The 19271-nt window shown below is 67.4% G+C and carries 18 protein-coding genes; 7 read left to right on the plus strand and 11 right to left on the minus strand.

From position 1 onward, the window contains the following. The first annotated feature begins 424 nt into the window (after positions 1-424). Complete coding sequence (locus tag QHF89_RS38105) at positions 425-862, plus strand: hypothetical protein (RefSeq protein WP_136972361.1); 438 nt, start codon at positions 425-427, stop codon at positions 860-862. A 425-nt stretch (positions 863-1287) separates the two neighbouring features. Next, positions 1288-1416: an IS3 family transposase gene (locus QHF89_RS38110; protein WP_284721458.1), complete on the plus strand. Its 129-nt coding sequence runs from the start codon at positions 1288-1290 to the stop codon at positions 1414-1416. 95 nt (positions 1417-1511) lie between these two features. On the opposite strand, the gene QHF89_RS38115 is transcribed toward QHF89_RS38110, so the two are convergent. The 4 genes from QHF89_RS38115 to QHF89_RS38130 all read right to left on the minus strand — a co-directional run bounded on the left by QHF89_RS38115 (position 1512) and on the right by QHF89_RS38130 (position 6772). Continuing rightward, a complete protein-coding gene (locus QHF89_RS38115) occupies positions 1512-1814 on the minus strand; it encodes a S24 family peptidase (protein ID WP_136972362.1) in 303 nt (100 codons plus the stop codon). Between the two features lie 329 nt (positions 1815-2143). Further along, entirely contained in the window at positions 2144-2680 is a 537-nt protein-coding gene (locus tag QHF89_RS38120) for a hypothetical protein (protein ID WP_136972363.1), read from the minus strand. 496 nt (positions 2681-3176) lie between these two features. Continuing rightward, positions 3177-4922, minus strand: a complete 1746-nt coding sequence (locus tag QHF89_RS38125; protein WP_136972364.1) for a sigma 54-interacting transcriptional regulator — start codon at positions 4920-4922, stop codon at positions 3177-3179. 71 nt (positions 4923-4993) lie between these two features. Continuing rightward, positions 4994-6772: a protein kinase domain-containing protein gene (locus QHF89_RS38130; protein WP_284721456.1), complete on the minus strand. Its 1779-nt coding sequence runs from the start codon at positions 6770-6772 to the stop codon at positions 4994-4996. A 453-nt stretch (positions 6773-7225) separates the two neighbouring features. On the opposite strand from QHF89_RS38130, the gene QHF89_RS38135 reads away from it, so the two are divergent. Together QHF89_RS38135 and QHF89_RS38140 are read left to right on the plus strand one after the other, a co-directional pair. After that, entirely contained in the window at positions 7226-7882 is a 657-nt protein-coding gene (locus QHF89_RS38135) for a hypothetical protein (protein WP_136972366.1), read from the plus strand. A 499-nt stretch (positions 7883-8381) separates the two neighbouring features. Then, complete coding sequence (locus QHF89_RS38140; RefSeq protein WP_136972367.1) at positions 8382-10010, plus strand: serine hydrolase; 1629 nt, start codon at positions 8382-8384, stop codon at positions 10008-10010. A gap of 147 nt (positions 10011-10157) precedes the next feature. Here QHF89_RS38140 and QHF89_RS38145 read toward each other — a convergent pair whose 3' ends face one another. The 7 genes from QHF89_RS38145 to QHF89_RS38175 form a co-directional block, all read right to left on the minus strand. Then, positions 10158-11330 (minus strand): hypothetical protein, encoded by a 1173-nt coding sequence (locus tag QHF89_RS38145; RefSeq protein ID WP_136972368.1) that lies wholly within the window; start codon positions 11328-11330, stop codon positions 10158-10160. 33 nt (positions 11331-11363) lie between these two features. Further along, a complete protein-coding gene (locus QHF89_RS38150; protein ID WP_136972369.1) occupies positions 11364-12554 on the minus strand; it encodes a tetratricopeptide repeat protein in 1191 nt (396 codons plus the stop codon). A gap of 47 nt (positions 12555-12601) precedes the next feature. Continuing rightward, positions 12602-12841 (minus strand): hypothetical protein, encoded by a 240-nt coding sequence (locus QHF89_RS38155; RefSeq protein WP_136972370.1) that lies wholly within the window; start codon positions 12839-12841, stop codon positions 12602-12604. Between the two features lie 97 nt (positions 12842-12938). After that, entirely contained in the window at positions 12939-13985 is a 1047-nt protein-coding gene (locus tag QHF89_RS38160) for an RNA polymerase sigma factor (protein WP_136972371.1), read from the minus strand. Positions 13986-14078: 93 nt separating this feature from the next. Next, a complete protein-coding gene (locus QHF89_RS38165; RefSeq protein ID WP_136972372.1) occupies positions 14079-14474 on the minus strand; it encodes a hypothetical protein in 396 nt (131 codons plus the stop codon). Between the two features lie 410 nt (positions 14475-14884). Then, on the minus strand, positions 14885-15187 hold the full coding sequence (locus QHF89_RS38170; RefSeq protein WP_136972373.1) for a S24 family peptidase: 303 nt from the start codon (positions 15185-15187) through the stop codon (positions 14885-14887). A 615-nt stretch (positions 15188-15802) separates the two neighbouring features. Continuing rightward, on the minus strand, positions 15803-17560 hold the full coding sequence (locus QHF89_RS38175; RefSeq protein WP_136972375.1) for an exonuclease domain-containing protein: 1758 nt from the start codon (positions 17558-17560) through the stop codon (positions 15803-15805). A gap of 390 nt (positions 17561-17950) precedes the next feature. On the opposite strand from QHF89_RS38175, the gene tnpA reads away from it, so the two are divergent. From tnpA to QHF89_RS38190, 3 genes are all read left to right on the plus strand, one after another. Then, positions 17951-18316 carry an IS66 family insertion sequence element accessory protein TnpA gene (gene tnpA, locus QHF89_RS38180; protein ID WP_284721457.1) on the plus strand — a complete coding sequence of 122 codons (366 nt, stop codon included), beginning with the start codon at positions 17951-17953 and terminating at the stop codon, positions 18314-18316. Next, entirely contained in the window at positions 18316-18690 is a 375-nt protein-coding gene (gene tnpB, locus QHF89_RS38185; RefSeq protein WP_136973402.1) for an IS66 family insertion sequence element accessory protein TnpB, read from the plus strand. The genes tnpA and tnpB overlap by 1 nt, the downstream gene beginning before the upstream one ends. 106 nt (positions 18691-18796) lie before the next feature. Next, on the plus strand, positions 18797-19271 hold a 475-nt coding region (locus QHF89_RS38190), incomplete at its 3' end, for a transposase domain-containing protein (protein WP_483880027.1).

Genomic DNA, 19271 nt, shown 5'->3' on the forward strand with positions numbered 1-19271 from the left:
TGTGTACGCGAAAGAGGAGCGTTCCATGAGGTCGTGCCCCGTAATCTCTGCTTCAGAGAAGTGTACGCACTCGGTGCGCACACGGCCATCGGGAAATTGTACGACGATGGCCGCCTTCCCCGCATCGGCTACTGCCGGAAGAAACACCACGGATGAGAAGATGAGTCCGTGAATGGCAAACCGCGTCATCATCCTTGCCTCCCCCGAGAACCGCAAGAATGGTTCTCTACGTTGCCCGTATGGTGGCAAGACGGAGCGCTCGCAACCGCCCCGAGAACCTTTCGTCCGGCGTGGAAAACCCCACTGCGGACAACATGGCCTATCCCCAACATCTCCCCAACGAGTCTCTTCTCGCTCAGCAAGCCGTCGTAAGCTAGCTTTTGCCCACGAGGGGCCCCAAAAGCCTCAGCCAAGGAGACGGTCCGTGAGCGACATAATTGTAACCTCCTGCCGCTACCACCTCGGCGATAATCCGTCGGTATTTCAAGACGGTGTCTACATTGGCTACAATCTTACCCTTCCTCTAGCGGTGACTTGGCTGGATGATCAGGCAACCGTGGTCGCGCTGCACTTCGAGACCCGGGAGCTCGAGACCTGGGGTGCGTGGAAGGGGCACCCCGTTCATCTGAATGGCCATGAAATCGGGCGGCTGAAGGACGCTGGGAACCAGAATGGCCGTATCGAGACAATCCGAATTGCCGTACCTATGGCCCAGTTCCGCCGTTGGTCCGAGCAGAGCGGCGGCAACTTGCAGCTAAGCATCCTGCTCGAGAAGCAGCCGAGTCATCCATCACTGTCCGATGATTTCATGCTGACGCGCATTTCGGCTATCGGCGCCGTGATGCGGCTGGGTACGAAGTGACCGCAAAGCCGCATCCGCTCGAACTTACAGCACTGCCGCTAACGTATTCACCCTGAAAGCCTCCGCCTCCCGGATGTACTCCCGCACCTGATCCAGCCTCCGGTGGTTCGTCACCCTCGCGATCTCCGCGAGCCCTGCCCCCGCACCGGCGGCCGCCGTCACATGCCCGCTTCGAAACGAGTGCCCCGCGAGCCGCCGCACTCGCTCCGGATCGAGTCCCGCCCGGAGCGCCGCCCGCTTCAGGAGCCGCGCCACCGTCCGTCCCCGACGTGCCCCCAGCGGTCCACCTTCCGAACCAGCCACCCCCGACGCACCCCCGATGTCGCCATCCACGCCTCGACCGCCGCCACCGGGCAGAGTTCCTGTCCTCGATGCACCGCGATCACGTGTCCGCGCCCCTCCTGGTCCGTCTTGCTCCGCCGCACATGGACCACGATTCCCTGGGTGTGATCCTCGAGCGGTTCTACAACCACGCCCGGCGGCACTCGTACCTCGGGTACTTGAGCCCGGTCGAGTTCGAATTGCGAGCACAAGTGGCCGCGTTTGCGGCATAGTCGGTTTGTCCACGGGAGCGGGGGAAGAACAGTGTCTGCATCTCAACGATACGGATTGAATACAGCCGTCTCGTTGCAATTGTGCCACTTTCCCCTCACGGCTCCACCTTCACGAGCCGCCCGAAGATCGCATTGTGCCCGATCCACCCATTGATGTGCCCTCGGTCGTTCCCAATCTGGAACCGCCCATCCTGCACGCTCTTGACGAAATGGAGATACTCGGTCCCGCGGACCTTGCAGAGGACGATGTCACCGGGGTGGAGGTCGCGTGGATCGACGGGCTCCACGGTGCAGAGCTGACCGGACTCGATCCGCGGAGCCATGGAGTTGCCCCGCGGGCGGAAGGAGACGACCTCGCCGGCGCGAAGCTTGGTGATGTATCCGGTGGCCCAGCCCATGGCGTGTGTCCTCAGGCAAGGAGCTCGGCATACACGAGCGCCTGCTGCATGCCGGCGCCGACGGCGTGGTTGTCGTCCTCGACCTCGATGACGGCGCTGGGGAGGTTCGGGTTGTTCATAACAGGGGAGGGCCAGGTTACAGGAAGGTGGGGGATGGGCCAAGGGGGCTGGAGGAGCCGCCGATGACTCTCGGGCGTTCGCGCAATGGCGCCCTGACATCGTCTCCGGCCCTGAAGCGGCCCCACGAGGGCCATGTGGCTGCGCGGGCAAAAGGGGGGATTCGCCGAAGGAAGGGGCCCGATGGCCCCTTCGTCACGGCGTCGCGCGCATCAGAGGCATTCGACGATGCTACCCGAGCACGTCTTGCCGCCCTGCGAACACCCCTTCGCGATCAGGCACTGGCAGAGCCCGTCGTTGCAATCGAGCGGGAGGCCGACGCAACCGACCTCGGACGCGACCGACGAGCTTTTCACGCAAAACTCGTCCGATTTGCAGGCCGCGCAAACATCCCCCGAGCCCCCCGATCCGCTGCTCGCGCTCGACGAGCTGCTGCCTCCGCTGCTCGAGCTGCTGCTTCCGCTGGTCGTCGAGCCGCTGCTCCCGCAGGCGTCGATGGCTGCGCATGAACTCGCGTTCACGACGCACGCCTTGCCCTCATCCGACAGCATCGGGCAGACATCGCTGCAATTCGGGGGCACCTGCCCGCACTGCTTTCCGATGGCCGCGCAGACGTCGGCGCACGACGGTACGCCTGACGAGGTCCCGCCGCCGCCCTCCGAGCCCGATCCCTCGTTCGAGTCCCCGCCACACGCAACGAGGAGAGACGTAAGGAACAAGCAACCAAGAACCGCACCACGAATGTTCATGCGGCCCGCTCCTAGCCCGGAAGCGACGTATGCGCACTGCCTCGAATCGTACAGTGTCCGACGTGCGGTCGAGCCTTTCGTTCGCCAAAGGATTTCACGCAACTCCAATCGGTCCGAACAAACGGCTCAATACAACAGGTCCCTTCGTAACCCCATGGGACACGCTGGACCTAGGGGCGCGCGGCTTCCGTGCTTGCAGGCGAAGGGCTTGTGGTGCAAGTCCGCAAGCCCTTCGAAAAACGTGGACTTGCCCCCATGTATCGGTACCGATAGGTGACGAGGGGGGAGGAACCCGATCCCGTGGATACCTGCTGCCCGACGACAACGCATGTTCCGGTGGCCTGCCTGTTGAGTGGTCGTGAGCTTCAGGAGCGCCGTCGCACCGTGCTTGCGGCCTTTCGCTCTGCACACCTTGAAGTGTGCGACGTGCCCGACGGCTACGCGTTCCGCTTCGCCCCGAGTTCGGCGCAGCTCGCGGCCACGCTGACGCATGCCTTTAGTCCGCTCCTTCGTCCAGCGCGCCGACCGTTGAGGCGTCGAGTTTGCCCGCACGCAGCGCCGCGAGCACCTCCAGCACCCCGTCGGCGCCGCCCTTCCACTCCTCGGTGAGCGAGCGCTCGAGCTGTTTCTCGGTCGCCGTGTCCTCGAGGCGCGCGCGCAGGTTCGACACGAATGCCGCGATCCGGGCGCGGACCTTTGCCTCGAGGGCGCGCGCCTCGCTCCCGGCGAGGAGCGCCGCAGCGCGATCGATGTCCCATGCGGCGATCCGCAGCGCCCGGCAGATGAGCTGCCGGAGGTGCAGATCCGCGCGCTGCCGGTTGCCCTGGTACGCAGGATCTCGGCCGCACGCCGTGGGGCTGAAGCGGTGCTTGCGCAGGAGCGCGAGACGCGCCCGCTCCTCCTGCGTCAGCGCGTCAGGCGCGCCGCGCGGGCTCGACGTCGCGGCCTGGTCGACGTCGCCCTTGAGCTCGGGAGGCAGCTCGACGTAGCGCCCGCGCCCCTCGAGCACCGCGCGAAGGAGCAGGGCGTCGAGCTCGCGCACATGGGTCGTGTAACGACGTTGAACGAAAGCCGACATCAGGACGGGCGAGACGCGCGGCGCCTCGCGCGGATCGCCGCCGGGGAAGAACCGCTCGGCGATCGCCGGGTCGGACGTCGCGTGCCGCCGGAGGAGCTGCGTCACCAGCAGAGGAATGTCCTCGCGCCGCGCGTTGAGGCTGGGCAACGTGATGCGGATCTTCAGCCGCGCGAGCACATCCGGCTTGAGGTCGCTCTCGGGGCGGTTCGTGGCCGCGATGACGCGGAGGTCGGAGCGGCGGGTCGTGGACTCGCCGAGGCGCTGGTATTCGCCCTCATCCAGGACCCGCAGCAGGTGCGCCTGGAGGGCCTGCGGCAGCTCGGCGAACTCGTCGAGGAAGAGCGTCGACTGGTGCGCCTCGCCCACCAGGCCATGGCGTTCGGGCATGCCCGCGTTCGGGTAGTTGCGCTGGTTGCCGAAGAGCTCGGCGTCGGCCAGGCCCTCGGGGATGGTGGCCGCGTTGCGCGAGACCAAAGGGCGTCGGCCGCGCGCCGATCGCGCGTGGATCGCGCCGGCCACCAGCTCCTTGCCGGAGCCGCTCTCGCCCAGAATGAGCACATGCGCGTGGTGGCGCGCGACAGCGGCGATACGGTGGCGGAGGTCCCAGAGGATCGGGCTCTCGCCGACCATGCCGAAGGCGTCCGCCTCGCCGAAGGCGTGGAGCGGGACGTCGAGATCCTCGGTCTGCGCGGGGCGGATGGGCGCGCGGTGGACGCAGAGCAGGAGCAGCTCGTTGCGCAGCTCGATGACCTCCCCCGGCGCGACGGAGGCGTGGGTCACCTCGCGCCCGCCGTACACCAGCGGGCACGAGCCCACATTCTCGATCTCGAGCCCGCCGCTCGCGGTCGATCCCAGGCGAAGCTGCGCCCGCGAGATCCGCGGACATACGAGCGGCCCCGTCGGCACGAGCGCGCCTGGGCGCTGGCGCACGAGGAAGACGCGCCGCTCCGCCTCGCCGAGCCGGTTATCGCCCCGCCCGAAGATCCACGGGCCAGGGTCGCCCGTGGGGATCAGCAGCGCCTCTCCGATCCGGGCCGGCTCGTGCCTTGACCACAAGATGACCAGCCCATCCATCTCGAGCCCGGCGTGGGAGGCTCCAGGATCCGAGAGGCTCGTGGGCGGGAGGGTGGAGTGATCGAGGGTTCCGGCGGGGGCTCTTGGCATGCGGCGCGGATGCGGCCGCACGCTATCCGACGGAGGTGGGCTCCGCAAGACACGGGGGCACGGGTATCGGGCTAGGGCACGAATTCAACTTCGTAGAGGCTCGGTCCGTCGGTGCTCTCCATCTTGAGCCATACGCGCTGGATATCGTGGTAGCGCTGGTCGAGCCGAATCTCCCGTCGAGGACCGATGTCCTTTCCAGACGCGACCTGCCACTCGTTCGTGCCGTTGGAGAGCCACAGCTCCCAGCCGCGCACGCGGAACTCGAGCTCCTCCCACACGAGCTGCACCACCGTGCCGGAGATCACCCGCTTTGGCAGCGGGCCGCGCTCGAAGAGCACCGCGGCCGAGATCGTGCTCGGCGCGCGCAGGGTGACGGTGAGTGTCGAGCTTGTCACGTCGTAGGGCGCGGCCCAAAACGTCCCGTGATCGCCGTCGAAGGCCGCGACCGTGGGGAAGTCTTTGGTGTACCGACAGTCGGCGGCCGCGATCTTCGCGCATTCGGTCTGCACGTGCGCGATCGGCAGCGCGGATCGGATGCTTATCGTCGCGCTCTCGGCCGCGCCGGGAATGGCGCTGAGATCGGCGTCCTGCGCTGCAGACGCCGTCGGCGCAGAGGTGTGACCCGCGGCGAGTTTTGCCTCCACCGTGGCGCCGATGACCGCGGCCGCGGCCACGGCGGCGATCACCAGCGCGCGCGACGCCGCAGAGCGCCGCGGAGGGACCGACGGTGCGCCCGCCACCGGCGAGGTTGTCACCTGCTGCTCGGCGGCGGCCGGCAATGCGGCGCTGTTGCGCTCCTGCCGGGGGGCGTCGGCCCATGACGGCTCGGCGGAGGGCGCGGTCCCCCGGCCGGTGGTGGAGGGGTTTGCCGTGCCATCGAAGGTCGAGGAAGAGGGCTCGGCCGCGGCTTCGTCGATCGGCGCGTCCTCGGGGACCGCGGATGTGGCGAGGATGAGCGCGACGCGCTGCGCGGAGGTGCGCGCGTGCTCCGGCGCGACGTCGGCCAGCGCCGTGGCGAGCTCGGCCACGTCGGCATAACGGTCCGCGGGATCGGGCTGCAAGCACCGCTGGACGATTGCCTCGAGCGCGGGTGGCGCGCCCGGGAGCGCGTCGCGGAGCGGCGGCGCGCCGCGGAGGATGAGCTCGTGGATCTCGAGGATCGACTTCGCCGGGAAGGGGGGCGCGCCGGTGAGCAGCGTGTACAGGGTGGCGCCGAGGGCCCAGAGGTCGGCGCGCGCGTCGATCTTGCGGGACGTGCGCATCTGCTCGGGCGCCATGTACAGCGGCGAACCTACCATCGCGTTCGATTCGGTGAGATGCAGGTCCGCGCCGTCGGCCGCGACGTTGACGCGCTTGGAGATGCCGAAGTCGATGACCTTCACCAGGGGCGAGCCGTCGGCGCGGCGGACGAGGAAGAGGTTCCCGGGCTTGATGTCGCGGTGCACCATGCCGAGCGCGTGCGCCTCGGCGAGCGCCTCCGCGGCCTGCAGGATGTACGCGACGGCCGCGTCGATCGGCAGCGGTCCGCCCCTGGCGAGCGCCGCGCCGAGGTCCTGGCCGTCGAGGTACTCCATGACCAGGTAGGGTTCGCCGGTCGCGAGCGCGCCGACGTCGAAGACCCGGGCGACGTGCTCGCTGCGGATTCGCATGGCGGCGCGCCCCTCGCGCGCGAGGCGCGCCGCGACGTCGCTGCGCAGGATCATCCGCGCGAGGGGGAACTTGATGGCCACGCGCTCGCCGAGGTGGAGGTGCCTCGCGGCGACGACAACGCCCATGCCGCCGCGGCCGAGGATGCGCTCGACGCGGTACTTGCCAGAGATGATGCTCCCGACGTGCGCTTCCGCATCCATAAGCTGCCTCGTATAGCGCGGAACGTCGGTGAAGTGACGCGACGGAGCACCATTCCAGCCTCGCTTCCGCCGGGCGTCAGGACGCCTGGCCCTCGACGAGGCGGGCGCCCCCGACGACGAGCGCCACGAGCCACCCGATGAGGGCGAGAAGCACGAGGAATGGCCCATTCTCAAAGGAAATGGTGCCAGCCAATGGTTCGATGAGCCCCGAGGGTCACGAGCAACAAGGGTTCGAGCCTGAACCCCCAGACCCTTGAGGCGGAAGCCCGTACCTCGTAGGGCGGGCCCGGCGCCTGGGCCCACGCCCACCCATTTTCGTCAGGGAAATCGCTCCCGCCCGGTTGGCATCAAACTTGAAAAGCCTCCTCGAAGCCACGCGCAGGACACGGATGCTTGCGCTTCGGCCATGTCGCCAGAGGGTCGGTACCTCTGACGCGTCGAAAGGACCGTTTCATGAACCGTTGGACCATGACGATGATGATGATCCTGGGGGCGACCTCCCTCGGGGTGGCAGGCTGCGCGGCGGACGCCTCGGGCGAGCTCGCCTCGGACGAGTTCGCCTCGGGTGAGCGCGTGGACGAGGCGGAAGAGGCGCTCATCACTCCGCTCTACACCATGTCCACGTTCCCCCCCTGGTCCTCGTCGGCCGGCTGGACCAGCGACGTCCTCATCATCCACAAGGTGCAGAGCACGGCGGCCAAGTGGGCCAGCTTCAACGCTTTCGCGGACTTCTCCCAGTTCGAGGGAGCGTATAGCGCCGACAAGATCACCAATTGCTTCAATTCTTACATCACGGTGTCCGTCCGCACGAGCACATCGAGCGGCGGCACGTTGAGCGCGGCCGACACCACGCCCGACAACTCCGCAGAGGCAGGCAGCTACGGCAAGAAGTTCTATGCGACGCCCGCCGTTGGCTTCAATGCGGCAAACCAGCTCGTCATCCTGGGTTGCGGCGTGAGCTTCGCGATGAGCGATTGCAGCCTGTACGGCTTCGCGTCGACCGAGAACTACGTGAGTTTCGATGTGTACGGGATCGGTGGCGACGGCACGGCCGGCCAGTTGTACACCCAGATCGACTACAAAACCCCGAACCTCGCAAATTGTCCCTGACCAGCACCCGTCCACGGGGCAGCGCCATTCAAGGCGCCCGCTTCACCGGCGGCGGCTTCCACGTGCCATGACGCACGGCCTGCCTGGGCCCGTACATCCCCGGGGCGTGCGCGCTACCTCCGCGCTCGCCGGCCGGAGCGTGCTCCCGCAGCCATCGCCGCGGCTCGGGCCGTGACTTTCCCCTGAATGAGTACCGCCAGAAGATGTCTTCCGGCGAGACGTTTTGTGTCTTGCCGGAAGACACCTCATGTCTTCCGGCAAGACACTCGTTCGCGCCTACCACGGCTGGCTCTCCGGCGTGTCTCCCTCGGGGGGAGACAGAACCTGTCTCCCGGGAGACAGCGCTGGCCGGCGCCGCGCGACGAATCGCCGGGAACGCGCAAGCCGCGCTGGCATGCGCGTTGCGATGCGCTCCAGCACGGCCGCCTGTGCGACGTAGAACGACCCGGCCCGCCCCAGCGTCCCCTCGAGGGCTCCCCTTTTTCACACGAGATCGACCATGAAACGTATTTCGATCGAGCGCAGCTCTTTCTATCGGACCTTGGCCGCAGCCGGCGCGGCTGCCGTCTGCCTGCTCGCCGCATCGCCGAGCCGCGCGGAGAGCCCGGTCATTCATCACAATGACCCGACGATGGCCTCGCTGCTCAATGACGCGCGCAGCGCCTACCCAGAGATCCCCGGCATCGCCGCGGCGGTGATCATCGATAATGACATCTACCTTGCCGCGCGTGGCGTCCGGTTCCGGTACAGCGTCGTGGAGGTTCCGCTCCAGGAGACAGACGCCTTTCAGCTCGGCTCGGTGTCCAAGGCGCTGACCGGCGCCCTGCTCGCGAAGGAGGTCGACCTCGGCAACCTGTCGTGGAATACGACGCTCGCCGCCTCGCTGCCGGATCTCTTCCTCAGCGTGCCGTCGTTCTCTTACCTCACGGTGACCGCCGCCCAGCTCTCGGCGCATACGAGCGGCACGCCGTATGATACGATGGCCCACGTGAACCATGTCGGCGACGCCGCCGACGATTATGCATCCGTGCCGGACTTGGTCACCCGCCGCCTCAACTACGCCCACGACGCGGTCCTGGATACCCCCCTCTTCTCCCCCGGGACCGGGGTCAGCTACGACGGCAGCCATATCCTCGCCGTCGCGATGATGGAGCGGGCGACGGGCAACGCGTACGAGGACCTGATGGAGGCCCTGCTCTTCGCGCCACTCGGAATGACCCACGCCAAGTGGACGCCCGACGCCGTCGAGCATAGCTGGAGCGGGAGCGGCGCCCCCATCCCGCATGACTCCGCGGCCGTGGGGCTGCGCAGCCCCGTGGACGGCGTCAGCGCCTCGATCGAGGACGTCGCGCGCTTCGCCCACATGTCCTTGTGGCGCCCGCAGGACGCGACGCACTTCTACTCGGCGAGCGCGCGGGACGCGATCCGCACCGCCGTGAAGGGGAGCAACTACAGCCCTGGCTTTGCCGTCAATGTGAACAACAGGGCAGGCGGGCTCGAACTCGGGCACACGGGCTCGAATGGATCCAACTGGTCCATTGTCGCCATCTGGCCAAACCGTAAGATGGCCATCGTGGTGCTCACCAACTACGCCCACGACTACGACGCGGCCGGGGCAGGGTGGGTGTACAACCAGATCGCGAACTACGCCGGCATCGCCTGGCCCAACGTGATTCCTCAGGCGTTTCCCAGCACCGGCGCGGCGACCTACCACGCCACGCAGGCGACGGCCGTGGACGGGAATGGAAACCCGGCCGTCTACAGCGCGGCCTACGCGGCGACCAAGGCCTTTGATGGCGACTACGGCACGCGCTGGGCGGCGCCGGCCGGTGTCACCAACGCGAGGCTCAACGTGACCCTGCCCGCGGCGAGCACCGTCTCGAGCGCGGTGATCAACGAGGCCGGTCCGTTGCCCAAGGCGGGGACGTCAGCGAAGGAGTTCCGGGTCCAGCATTTCGACCTGTACGTGTCCGCCGGCACCACGACCTACCTCGCGGCATCCGGTGACCATATCGGGCCCAATCTCGAGATCCCGCTCAACCATACCTACTACGGTATCACGTCGGCGTCGCTCCATATGCAGGGCACCAACGGCCCGACCCTCAGCGAGTTCCACCTCCTTCCCTGATACCTTGGGAGATCCCTCGCTGCTGGGAAGGCGCCAACGCCCGCATCCATGATGAGTATTCTAGCGGCAGCGTATCCCTCCCGAATGACTTCCCGTGCCTCGAACTCCACAGTGCCTCTGCGACGGGCAGCATCATCGGTGGGCCGCTCAAGTATCCGGCGGCCGACAGCAGAACGTCACCACCTGCTCCGGGTCTTCCTTCACATCCCCGCTCGGCTCCCCGCCGCTCGGCGCGCACGCGCCGGGCAGGTATTCGGGCGGCGTGATCTCCTTGCTGCCGATCGCGAGCCCCGCGAGCGGGACGTTCGAGCATTGCTCGACGACCGACGAGATCCCGTCGTCCGAGAGCAGCTTCGAACACGCGCCATCCTCGAAGGTGCGCACGCGCGCGAGGCACGCCCCGCCGACGGGCGCGCCGCATTCACACGCCGTACATTCGCGCCCTTCCAGCCAGCCCGGCTTCTCGTGCGTCACCTCGTACACGACGAACCGATCGCCGTTCCACCCCGCGGGGCAGACGTGCTCCCCCCCTCGCTTGATGCACGTCTGGAACCCGTCGGGGAGGCGGCGGATCGAGGGGAGACAAGACGCACTCGGCACGTTGCACGTCGGGATCAGGCAACCGATCGCCGCTGTCGCCCACGTCGGCGCAGGGAGCCCGTATTGCGTGACGGGGATCGGCTCCGCGAACGACGCGCACGTTTCGCCCGTGGGAGCGCCGAGCGGCGAGACGGCGATCGACTGCGCGCACAAGGCCCCGCCGCACATGGCGCCCGCGGCCAGTGCGTTTGCGTTCGTGCAGGACCCGTCCCACCCGTCGGGGCCGCCGAACGGCGTGCTCGTGCCCGCGGCCCCGCATGTCGCGGCGCGGACCTCGATCGTCTCGGGGAGCGTCGTGCACGCGCCCGTTGCTTCCGTGCATTTGCAGGTATCGCAGTTCGCAGGGGGGGCGGAGACGTCCGCACGCCCGACGAAGAGCGGGAGCGCGGTTTCTCCGTCGGTACCGAGCGCGGGGCAGATCTGCGGGGCCTCGGCCGCGGGCCCGTGCCAGAGCGCGCGGAGATCCCATGCGTCGGGCGGGTGGGGGATGCAGGGGCCGGTGCATCCGATGGCGGAGGCGGGCCCCCCCCCGCTGCTCGAATCGGTGCCGGCATCGGGCAGGTAACAGACCTCCTCGATGCACGTATACGGATCGGGGCAAGGGCGCTTCAACGGGTCGCACGGGAACACAAACGGTTCAGAACCGCATCCCTCGACAGCGCCCATGAGGGCTCCGAGCAGGATGCCGAGCACGATGAAACCGGACAACTTGTGATACATGGGGAGCACCGTACCATGAGGGACAAACCCAGGTCAATGCCCCGGAAAAACCACCAGCGCGCTGAGACTCCCGAGGAGTGGGGGGCCGGTCCATAGTTTGACGCCGCCTGCTAGGAGAATCGGGTAGTTGTCCAGCAGGATCGCAGCGTCCACGGACAAACGTAGTTCAGCAGGGCCGATAGAGATGAGCCTCCCCGTGCCGCCCGCGCCAAACCCGAGGAAGGGCCTCCAAAGGGACACGTCGTCCCATGACTGCTCGATCGCGCCGGCTGTCCCGAGCAGGCACCCCGAAAACCTGCCCGCGGTCGCACATAAGGCCGGCCAGGCGCCGAGGATGACGCCACGGATGGCCGCGCCCTCCACATCACGTGCCGATTTGGCTACGCGGATGTCGAGCCGGGCGGAGAAGACCTCGCCAAACGGCCACTCCGAGGAAGCGACGAAGCCGAACGTAGGGAGCGGGGCGAGCGCGCCGTAAATGGACGTCGCACCGAAGGCCGGGCTCCATCGCCGGGGCTTCGAGTTCGGGGCGCTCGGGGCTGGTGGCTTCGAGTTCGGCGCGGGACACGGGGAACTCGGGGCCGGGCTCGCCGGCTTCGACGTCGCGGGCGCCTCGGGAGCCGGCGGCGGGCTCGGCGGGGGGAGGGGCGTCAGCACCAGCGAGACCCGCACGCGCCCGCCCTTGGGGGCGTCGATCGTCTCGATGGCATCATGAAACCCCCCGAGCGTCGCGCGCACCTCGTGCCGCCCCGGCGACGTGAACACGTAAAACTCGCCCGCGGTGGACGACGCGCGCTCCAGCTCGCCATCGATCAGCACATCGGCCCCGAGATGGCTCAGCGCGACGTCGACGCGGCAGACCTGCGGGCGCGCGCGTTCGTAGGCGTCCTGAATCCTGCGCCGCTCGGCAGGTGGGACGTCGTGCCCATCGATGATGGCGCGGAGCAGATAACTCACCGCTTCGGCCGTCGCGCCCCCTTCGAGGGCGACGAGCCCGAGGCGGCCCACGATCGCGGGATCGTCACGAATACGAAGGGCTTCGCTGTACGCCTGGACGGCCGCGGAGGTTCGCCCCGCGGCGCGGGCGCGGTCGCCCTCGCGCACGAGTTCTGCAAATCGCGCCGCTTGATCGATGCGGCTCGGGGGGCCCGGGGGCTCGTCGGCGCGTGACACGCCGCCGACGAGCACGAGGACCAGGACGAACACGAACCGCGCGAGGGTCATCGAGCGAGAGCGTATCCAGGACGAACCCTCGCGGGGGCTTCGAAAGCTCAACGGCGGGCGCGTAGGGGTTGCGTCGCGTTGAACGCGAGCCGATGGAGCGTCTCCCAGACTTGCCTTGCCTCCTTGCTCGTGAGTTCGTATCCGACGAACTGCTTGCGCCCGGCCAAAGCCCCGGGCGGTAGGCTCTCCGCGCTGACATAGAGATGGCCGTCGCTCCCGATGGCGAATTCGGTTGTGAGCTCGGGGGCCTCGGTCGTGTCGTCGATGGTCTGGGCTTCGTTCGACATGGCATCACCTTGCAGGCGCGATGAAGTGCAGGAGCCCGCGCGCCGTCGGGATTCCCGCCCCGGGCGCCAGAAAGGGCCCGGGGAAATCCACGGCGTGTTACTCGCCCCGCGTGTGCGTGAACGCAGGTCGATCCAGGCGGAGAGCGCGGCGCGCCTCGTCGCTCAACGTCTCGGGGCGAGGCGCGCGCGTGGAGGGCGTCGAGGTCGGAGCGCTCGTCGGCAGCGTCGGGGGCGGCGTCGCGGAGGCATGCGCGCTCTCGTGTGGCTCGCCGAAATCGATGCGCGGGGTCGGCACGAAGAGACCGCCGCGGGCGAGCGCGGGGCGCTCGGGGGGCCCGAGGAAGAGGAAGACCAGCGCCGCCGCGCACGCAGGCCCGAGCAGGAGGAGCACGACCAGGGCGGCGAGGTTCGACGCGGTCGTGGGGCTCGAGGCGAGCCCGGGAGCTTTCGGCACGGGCGGGGGAGGCGGCGGAGGTGGGGGCGGCGGGTCCCCGGGCCCGCCTCCGCCGAACGAGGGGAGACGACCGTCCACGGACAGGATCGCGGCCATCGCGGCGCGGATCTCCGGATCGAACACGATCGCGCCGGGAAGGAGCAGGACGCCGCGCCGCTCCTCGCGCGCGTCGTTCGCGCGGAGGCGCTTGGCGAGCTGCACGCAGGCCCGCCGAATGCGGCTGTGCACCGTGTTCACGGGCATGCCGAACCGGGCGGCGATCTCGGGCTCCGTGTACCCGAGGACCTTGTTTGCAAGGACCATGCGGCGTGTCGCCTCGTCGCGGAGCTCTTCGAGCGCTTCGATCAACGCGAGCGCGACGGCCGCTTGTTCTTCGAGGTTTGGCCGGTCGGACTCGATGTCGTCGACCGCGACGGCGCTTCGGCGGGCCGCGTTCCGCGCCTCGCGGCGCCTGTGGTTCTGGGCGACGCGCACGGCGAGATCGAAGAGTGCGCGCCGGGCCTCGGTGGGGCTCGTCGGGATGCTCTCGGGGGCCTCGGTGACGGCTTGCCAGACCTCTTGTTCCGCATCGGCGGTGCTGACGGCCGGGACACGGAGCCGACGGAACCAGTGCGGGAGCTGGGCGGCGTAGGCCTGGTAGAGGCTGGCGAAGGAACCGAGAGGGGGCGCGGCGGGTTCGGGGGTCGTCACGTCTCGTCTTGGGCAGGCTGGCGGGGGGATCCGTTCACCCCCTGGACGATTTTTCCTGCCGCGGGAGGGGCGCCTCCCGGAAACCAGACGAACTCAGGGCAAACGCTCGAGCATGTGCTCCGGTCGCCGGGGTTTTTTGTACGTCGCTTTCAGCGTGACCGAGGTCCCCGGTTCGATGGCTTCCACGCAGTAATAGGCTGTATCGAGGGGGATGCAGTCGCCTTGTTTCAAGGCAAACGCGAGCGGCTGAGGCTTGTCACCCCACCACTCTTGTTGCTTCAGCGCTGATTCCGATACGCCACAGACGTAGCGCATGTCAGCAAAGGGAACGCCCTTCGGGCTGATGGGCGCGAAGTCGAGGAGGAGGTGACATTCCTCGACGCGTTGAACTTCACCACGCGGGAGGGTGATACGATTCGACTCCGAGTGGCCGCACGAAGTGGTCAGGAGTCCATGAATGGCGACCAAGACAACGACGGTGATTCGCATGGTGTGTTCTCTGCGTCTCAATGACACTGATGGAATACAGCCGTCTCGTCGCAATTGTGACACTTCTTCTGGTTTGCTTGGCAGCAATCCCCGCAACCAGAGACAGCTCCGGGGTTGGCACAACTATTGTAGCAGAGGTCCGTTTGAAGATCGCAGCTTGCTGGATCCCTGCACTGAAAAGCCGTCACGCTTGGACCGCACCCGACGAGCGCCCCACCCACCACAAGCGCCAGCAACGTGAGGTACACTTCCATGGCCCCCGTTCTCGACGTAGGCTATCACCCTGAAGGCTTGCCGGTCAATCAAGATCTCTGAAGGCGCTGGGACCCGGGCAAGCACAGGGCTGCGCGCACTGTGGATCCAGTGGAGGGTCGGGGAAGGTGGGGCGCGCATTGCGCCCCACCTTCGCCTCACGGCTCGACCTTCACGAGCCGCCCGAAGATCGCATTGTGCCCGATCCACCCATTGATGTGCCCGCGGTTGTTCCCAATCTGGAACCGCCCATCCTGCACGCTCTTGACGAAATGGAGATACTCGGTCCCGCGGACCTTGCAGAGGACGATGTCGCCGGGGCGGAGGTCGCGTGGGTCGACGGGCTCCACGGTGCAGAGCTGACCGGATTCGATCCGCGGAGCCATGGAGTTGCCCCGCGGGCGGAAGGAAACGGTCTCTCCGGTGCGAAGTTTGGTGATGTATCCGGTGGCCCAGCCCATGGCTCAAAACTTCAGGAAAGGAGCTCGGTATACGCGAGCCCCTGCTGCATGTCGGCGCCGACGGCGTGGTTGTTGTCCTTGACCTCGATGACGGCGATGGGGAGGTTCGGCTTGTTCATAGCGGGGGAGGGCCAGGTTACGGGAAGATGGGGGCCGGGGCCAAGGGGGCTGGGGGCTGCCGATGACTGCCCGCACGGAGTCGACACCGGACGCCCGACTCCGGAAGACCTGTGAAGCCTTGGGCCCAGAGATCTCGATGGGCGCGTGCCAGGTCTCGCCTGTCTCGTCGAGCTCGGCCTTGCCAATGCCGACGATGGCCTTCTTCGGCCGTCGGGCTCGCGGCGAATAGAAGTCTAGTTGCCGTTCGGCAATTTATTTATGCATTCGTTTTCGACGTATTCGGACACGGGGGAGAGGGGCGCTGCGAGGGGTGAAGGCGGAGGCGCGGGGGCCGCGGGGGGACAGCGTGTCGCCCTGCGGAGAAGTCGACGACGGTCAGGCCACGGCCGGCGGTGCGCGCGGTGGGAGTGGTGACGGGAAGGACGAAGGGCATCGGTGATCGCCAGCCAGACCTCTTGCTCCGCATCGGCCGCCGAGGCGACGTCGAATCAACCGTCACCCCCGTCCCTGCACGTGTTCCGTCCACCGACTGCCGTCCCACCATCGAGTCGGTGCGGCCCCCCAGGGATCCGGATACCAACCGGAAGGCCATGGCGCGCCCTCACGCTGGGACGATGCCGAACGGACTTGGGCAATTGGCGCTACTGGGGCCGGGGGAGGGTTCTGTGATTGAGCCGGGAACACCGGCGACTGTGTCGAGGGCGCTTCGGCGCGTGTTTCTGGTAGGGCCTCGACCTCCCGGACAGAGAGGAGGACGCATCCGAGATCGCGGGCACGTCCAATTCGCTCTGCCTCGGACTCTTCGTCGACATGCACCACGATATCGACCGAAGGCGTGAGCCTCTTGGCAATCGTGGCTCCAGCAGCCGTCATCAGCTTCGTAAGGCGCACGTCCGCGTCGGCCTCGACGCCGAGCACGAGTACGCGTTTGCCATCGAGGTCTCCAAGGCTCTGCGGCCGGCGTCGCTCAGCAGGTGAATGGACGGAAGCCTTGCTGCCCGGCTCCGCGGGCTCGCAGCGCGCGAGTAGCGAAAGAAATGTGGGCACGGCAAGGACACGAAGGTTCGCATCTCGCGCTTGCTGTGCCTTTACCGACATCGAATACGGATCGTCCACGACGAGGACGTCCACCTTGCCAGACATGGCGCTCACCACCCGCAGCCCTGTCTGCCGAGCGCGATGCTCGAGCTCGTCCTTCGGAGGCACGCTCTCGCCCGTGAAGCACACGGTCATGCCCACGCGCAGCGGACGCTCCTCGCCTGGCATGGGCGCGATCACACCGGCACGCGCATCCATGAAGGCTCGGTGCAGGTCGGACTCGCTCAGACCGAGGAGGCTCGTGACGTTTGCGAGATCCGCCGCTTCGACGTCGGTGATGACGCCGTCGGCGAGAGCCACACGCACGAGGCCGACGAGATACGTGCGATGCGCTGCGAGGAGGTCCTCTCCTCCAAGCCCGTGCGAGTGAGCCACCTCATAGATCGCCTGCGCCTCCTCTGCTGTTACGCGGCGGTCTTCGAGGATCTCGTCGAGCATCGAGAAATAAGCGCGCGTATTCGTGTTCCCCTCAGCCGAGCGAGCTGGCACATGGCCGACGAGCCGTGACAGATATGTTTTCTCCGCTGCACGCCGTTCCGCGCTTCCGCGCCGCGTGAGCAAGCGCGATGGTCCGACGATATGGGGCCACGCGACAGCGCGAGCTTGCTCGATCTCAAACCCCCATGGCCACGCGGTCCGGGCGGTCATCATGCGGCCGAAGTGCTGGAGGAGCTTGGTCGTTACGCGTGCGTCCTCGAGCGCAGTATGGTGGTAGGCATGATGGATACCAATGGCAGCACCACACGTGGGCAGTCGGTAATTGGGGAGATGCGGCAAGAACTCGACGGCAAGATCCCGTGTGCAGAGCTGGGGAGCGGCAGGGAACGCGTATTCTGTACGTGAAAACTCATGCTGCAAGAAACCGCGATCGAACCGCAGGTTGTGTCCTACGAGAACCGCACCGGCCAGGTGCCTGACGAGCTCCGGTAGCACCTCGCGGAATCGTGGAGCATCCGTGATGTCTGCCGGGGTGATGCCATGGATATGCGTCGCGCCTGGATTTCGCTGGGGGTTGAGCAGGGTCGACAGCTCGCTCAGGACGTTGCCGTAGACGTCGGTGCGTACGAGGCCGATCTCGATGATGCGTTCGGACTGAGGTCGGAGGCCAGTGGTCTCGACGTCGATGACTGCAAATCCAGGAGGAAACGGGTGCATAGGGAGGGGGAGGGTGGCTGACGGAAGTCTCCTTGGTAGGTCAAATCACGGTCCGCAGTGAGTTGTCAAGGTTCTGTCAAGCGCCCCACCGGTTGGGGACAGTCGGTGACGAGAGCGGTGGGGATACGAAAGTCGAGACACAACATGACGCTCATCGGCCCGACGATGTCCTCGGGAAGATCCACGGGCGCCCACGACGTTCCGGCCTCGATCTCCTCGCCGACGGCCGTCGCGGGGTGGAACTTGGGCGAGAGCGCGAGGAGCTTGCCACGGTGGAGTACGGGGGCGACCGCCTGCCGAGGCTTCGGTGAGGCGTAAGCGCCCGGCCAACTACATCTTGGAGCCCCCGCGCCAGCCGTTCACCCTGCCCTCAACGCGTCTGGAGGACGGATGGCACGGAGGACGGCGAAGCAGTGGGCTCGGCTGGTCGCGCGCTGGAAGCGCAGCGGCCTGCGTGCGGGGGAGTTTGGCGCGAAGGTAGGGGTCGACGCGCACAGCCTGCATTGGTGGAGCTGGTCGCTGCGTAAACGCGAAGCAATCGAGGACGCGCCGACCGCGCCCACCGAGTCGGTTCCGGCATTCCTGCCCGTTCACCTCGTCGAAGCCGTATTGCCCCGTGAGCAGGCCGCGCCTCTGGCCCGCAGCGGCGTGGAGATCGTCGTCGACGAGCGACACGCGGTGCGCGTCACCCCGGGATTCGACGAGGAAACGCTGCTGCGTGTCCTCGGCTTGTTGCGTGATTCGGAGTCGCGCTGATGTTCACGCTCCCGCCCGCGTTGCGTATCTACGTGGCCACGACGCCCGCGGACATGCGCAAGAGCTTCGATGGCCTGTCGGCTGCCGTGGCGCAGATCATCGGCCAGGATCCCACCTCGGGCCACCTCTTCGTGTTCCGGAATCGTCGCGGGGATCAGATCCGCGTGCTGTTCTGGGACCGCACCGGCTATTGCATCATTGCCAAGAGGCTCGCACGTGGACGCTTCCACCTCCCCGTACCGGCGTCGCCCGCCGCCCGCCACCTCGAGGTCGACGCCGCCGAGCTGGGCCTGCTCCTCGAAGGCATCGATCTGAGCGACGCCCAGCGCCGCAAGCGGTTTCGGCTCCTCCCGCAGCCGCGGCAACACGCGTGAGGGCTCGTCCTCCGTAGCCGCCGTAGGTTCGCCCGAGTCTCCGTTGGCAAACCAGGGTGCGACGTTTTCGCTTGATATTCAGGCGCGCGAGGCATACAGAGCGCGTATGACCTCCCCGCGGACAAACGCTCCCCAGGACCTCGTCCACGTGCGCTCGAAGCTCCTGTCGATGGCCGAGGAGGGGCGGGTCGACGAGCTCGTCGAGGTCGTCATGGGCCTTTTGGCCCGGGTGCGGGATGAAAACACGGCCCTCGCAGCGAGGCTGCAGAATGCGCTCCGGATGCTCTACGGGCGCCGCACCGAGAAGGTCAGCGCGGAGCAGCTCACGTTGATGCTCGATGCGCTCGGCAAGGACACGCCGGAAGCGGCTCGTGATGCAATCGGGGACGAGCCTCCGTCGGAGAAGCCGAATCCCGAGCCGAAGCGCCCGCCGCCCCACAAGGGCCGCACTGCACTGCCCGCGCATCTTCCGCGCAAGCAGAAGGTCGTCCGCGTGCCGGAAGCCGAGCGCAAGTGCACCGACTGCGGCACCGAAAAGACCTGCATCGGGTACATTCGGAGCGAGGTCCTGGACTTCGTTC

This window comes from Polyangium sorediatum, from assembly GCF_029946465.1.
GTDB classification, from domain to species: domain Bacteria; phylum Myxococcota_A; class Polyangia; order Polyangiales; family Polyangiaceae; genus Polyangium; species Polyangium fumosum.

What these genes read in the sequence shown, in the direction of transcription:
- QHF89_RS38115 (WP_136972362.1), bottom strand. Translation starts at nt 1,814, where the DNA reads ATGGGCTGGGCCACCGGATACATCACCAAGCTTCGCGCCGGCGAGGTC.
- tnpA (WP_284721457.1), top strand. Translation starts at nt 17,951, where the DNA reads ATGGCACGGAGGACGGCGAAGCAGTGGGCTCGGCTGGTCGCGCGCTGG.
- QHF89_RS38120 (WP_136972363.1), bottom strand. Translation starts at nt 2,680, where the DNA reads ATGAACATTCGTGGTGCGGTTCTTGGTTGCTTGTTCCTTACGTCTCTC.
- QHF89_RS38170 (WP_136972373.1), bottom strand. Translation starts at nt 15,187, where the DNA reads ATGGGCTGGGCCACCGGATACATCACCAAACTTCGCACCGGAGAGACC.
- QHF89_RS38155 (WP_136972370.1), bottom strand. Translation starts at nt 12,841, where the DNA reads ATGTCGAACGAAGCCCAGACCATCGACGACACGACCGAGGCCCCCGAG.
- QHF89_RS38135 (WP_136972366.1), top strand. Translation starts at nt 7,226, where the DNA reads ATGAACCGTTGGACCATGACGATGATGATGATCCTGGGGGCGACCTCC.
- QHF89_RS38145 (WP_136972368.1), bottom strand. Translation starts at nt 11,330, where the DNA reads ATGTATCACAAGTTGTCCGGTTTCATCGTGCTCGGCATCCTGCTCGGA.
- QHF89_RS38130 (WP_284721456.1), bottom strand. Translation starts at nt 6,772, where the DNA reads ATGGATGCGGAAGCGCACGTCGGGAGCATCATCTCTGGCAAGTACCGC.
- QHF89_RS38165 (WP_136972372.1), bottom strand. Translation starts at nt 14,474, where the DNA reads ATGCGAATCACCGTCGTTGTCTTGGTCGCCATTCATGGACTCCTGACC.
- QHF89_RS38150 (WP_136972369.1), bottom strand. Translation starts at nt 12,554, where the DNA reads ATGACCCTCGCGCGGTTCGTGTTCGTCCTGGTCCTCGTGCTCGTCGGC.
- QHF89_RS38125 (WP_136972364.1), bottom strand. Translation starts at nt 4,922, where the DNA reads ATGCCAAGAGCCCCCGCCGGAACCCTCGATCACTCCACCCTCCCGCCC.
- tnpB (WP_136973402.1), top strand. Translation starts at nt 18,316, where the DNA reads ATGTTCACGCTCCCGCCCGCGTTGCGTATCTACGTGGCCACGACGCCC.
- QHF89_RS38140 (WP_136972367.1), top strand. Translation starts at nt 8,382, where the DNA reads ATGAAACGTATTTCGATCGAGCGCAGCTCTTTCTATCGGACCTTGGCC.
- QHF89_RS38175 (WP_136972375.1), bottom strand. Translation starts at nt 17,560, where the DNA reads ATGCACCCGTTTCCTCCTGGATTTGCAGTCATCGACGTCGAGACCACT.
- QHF89_RS38110 (WP_284721458.1), top strand. Translation starts at nt 1,288, where the DNA reads ATGGACCACGATTCCCTGGGTGTGATCCTCGAGCGGTTCTACAACCAC.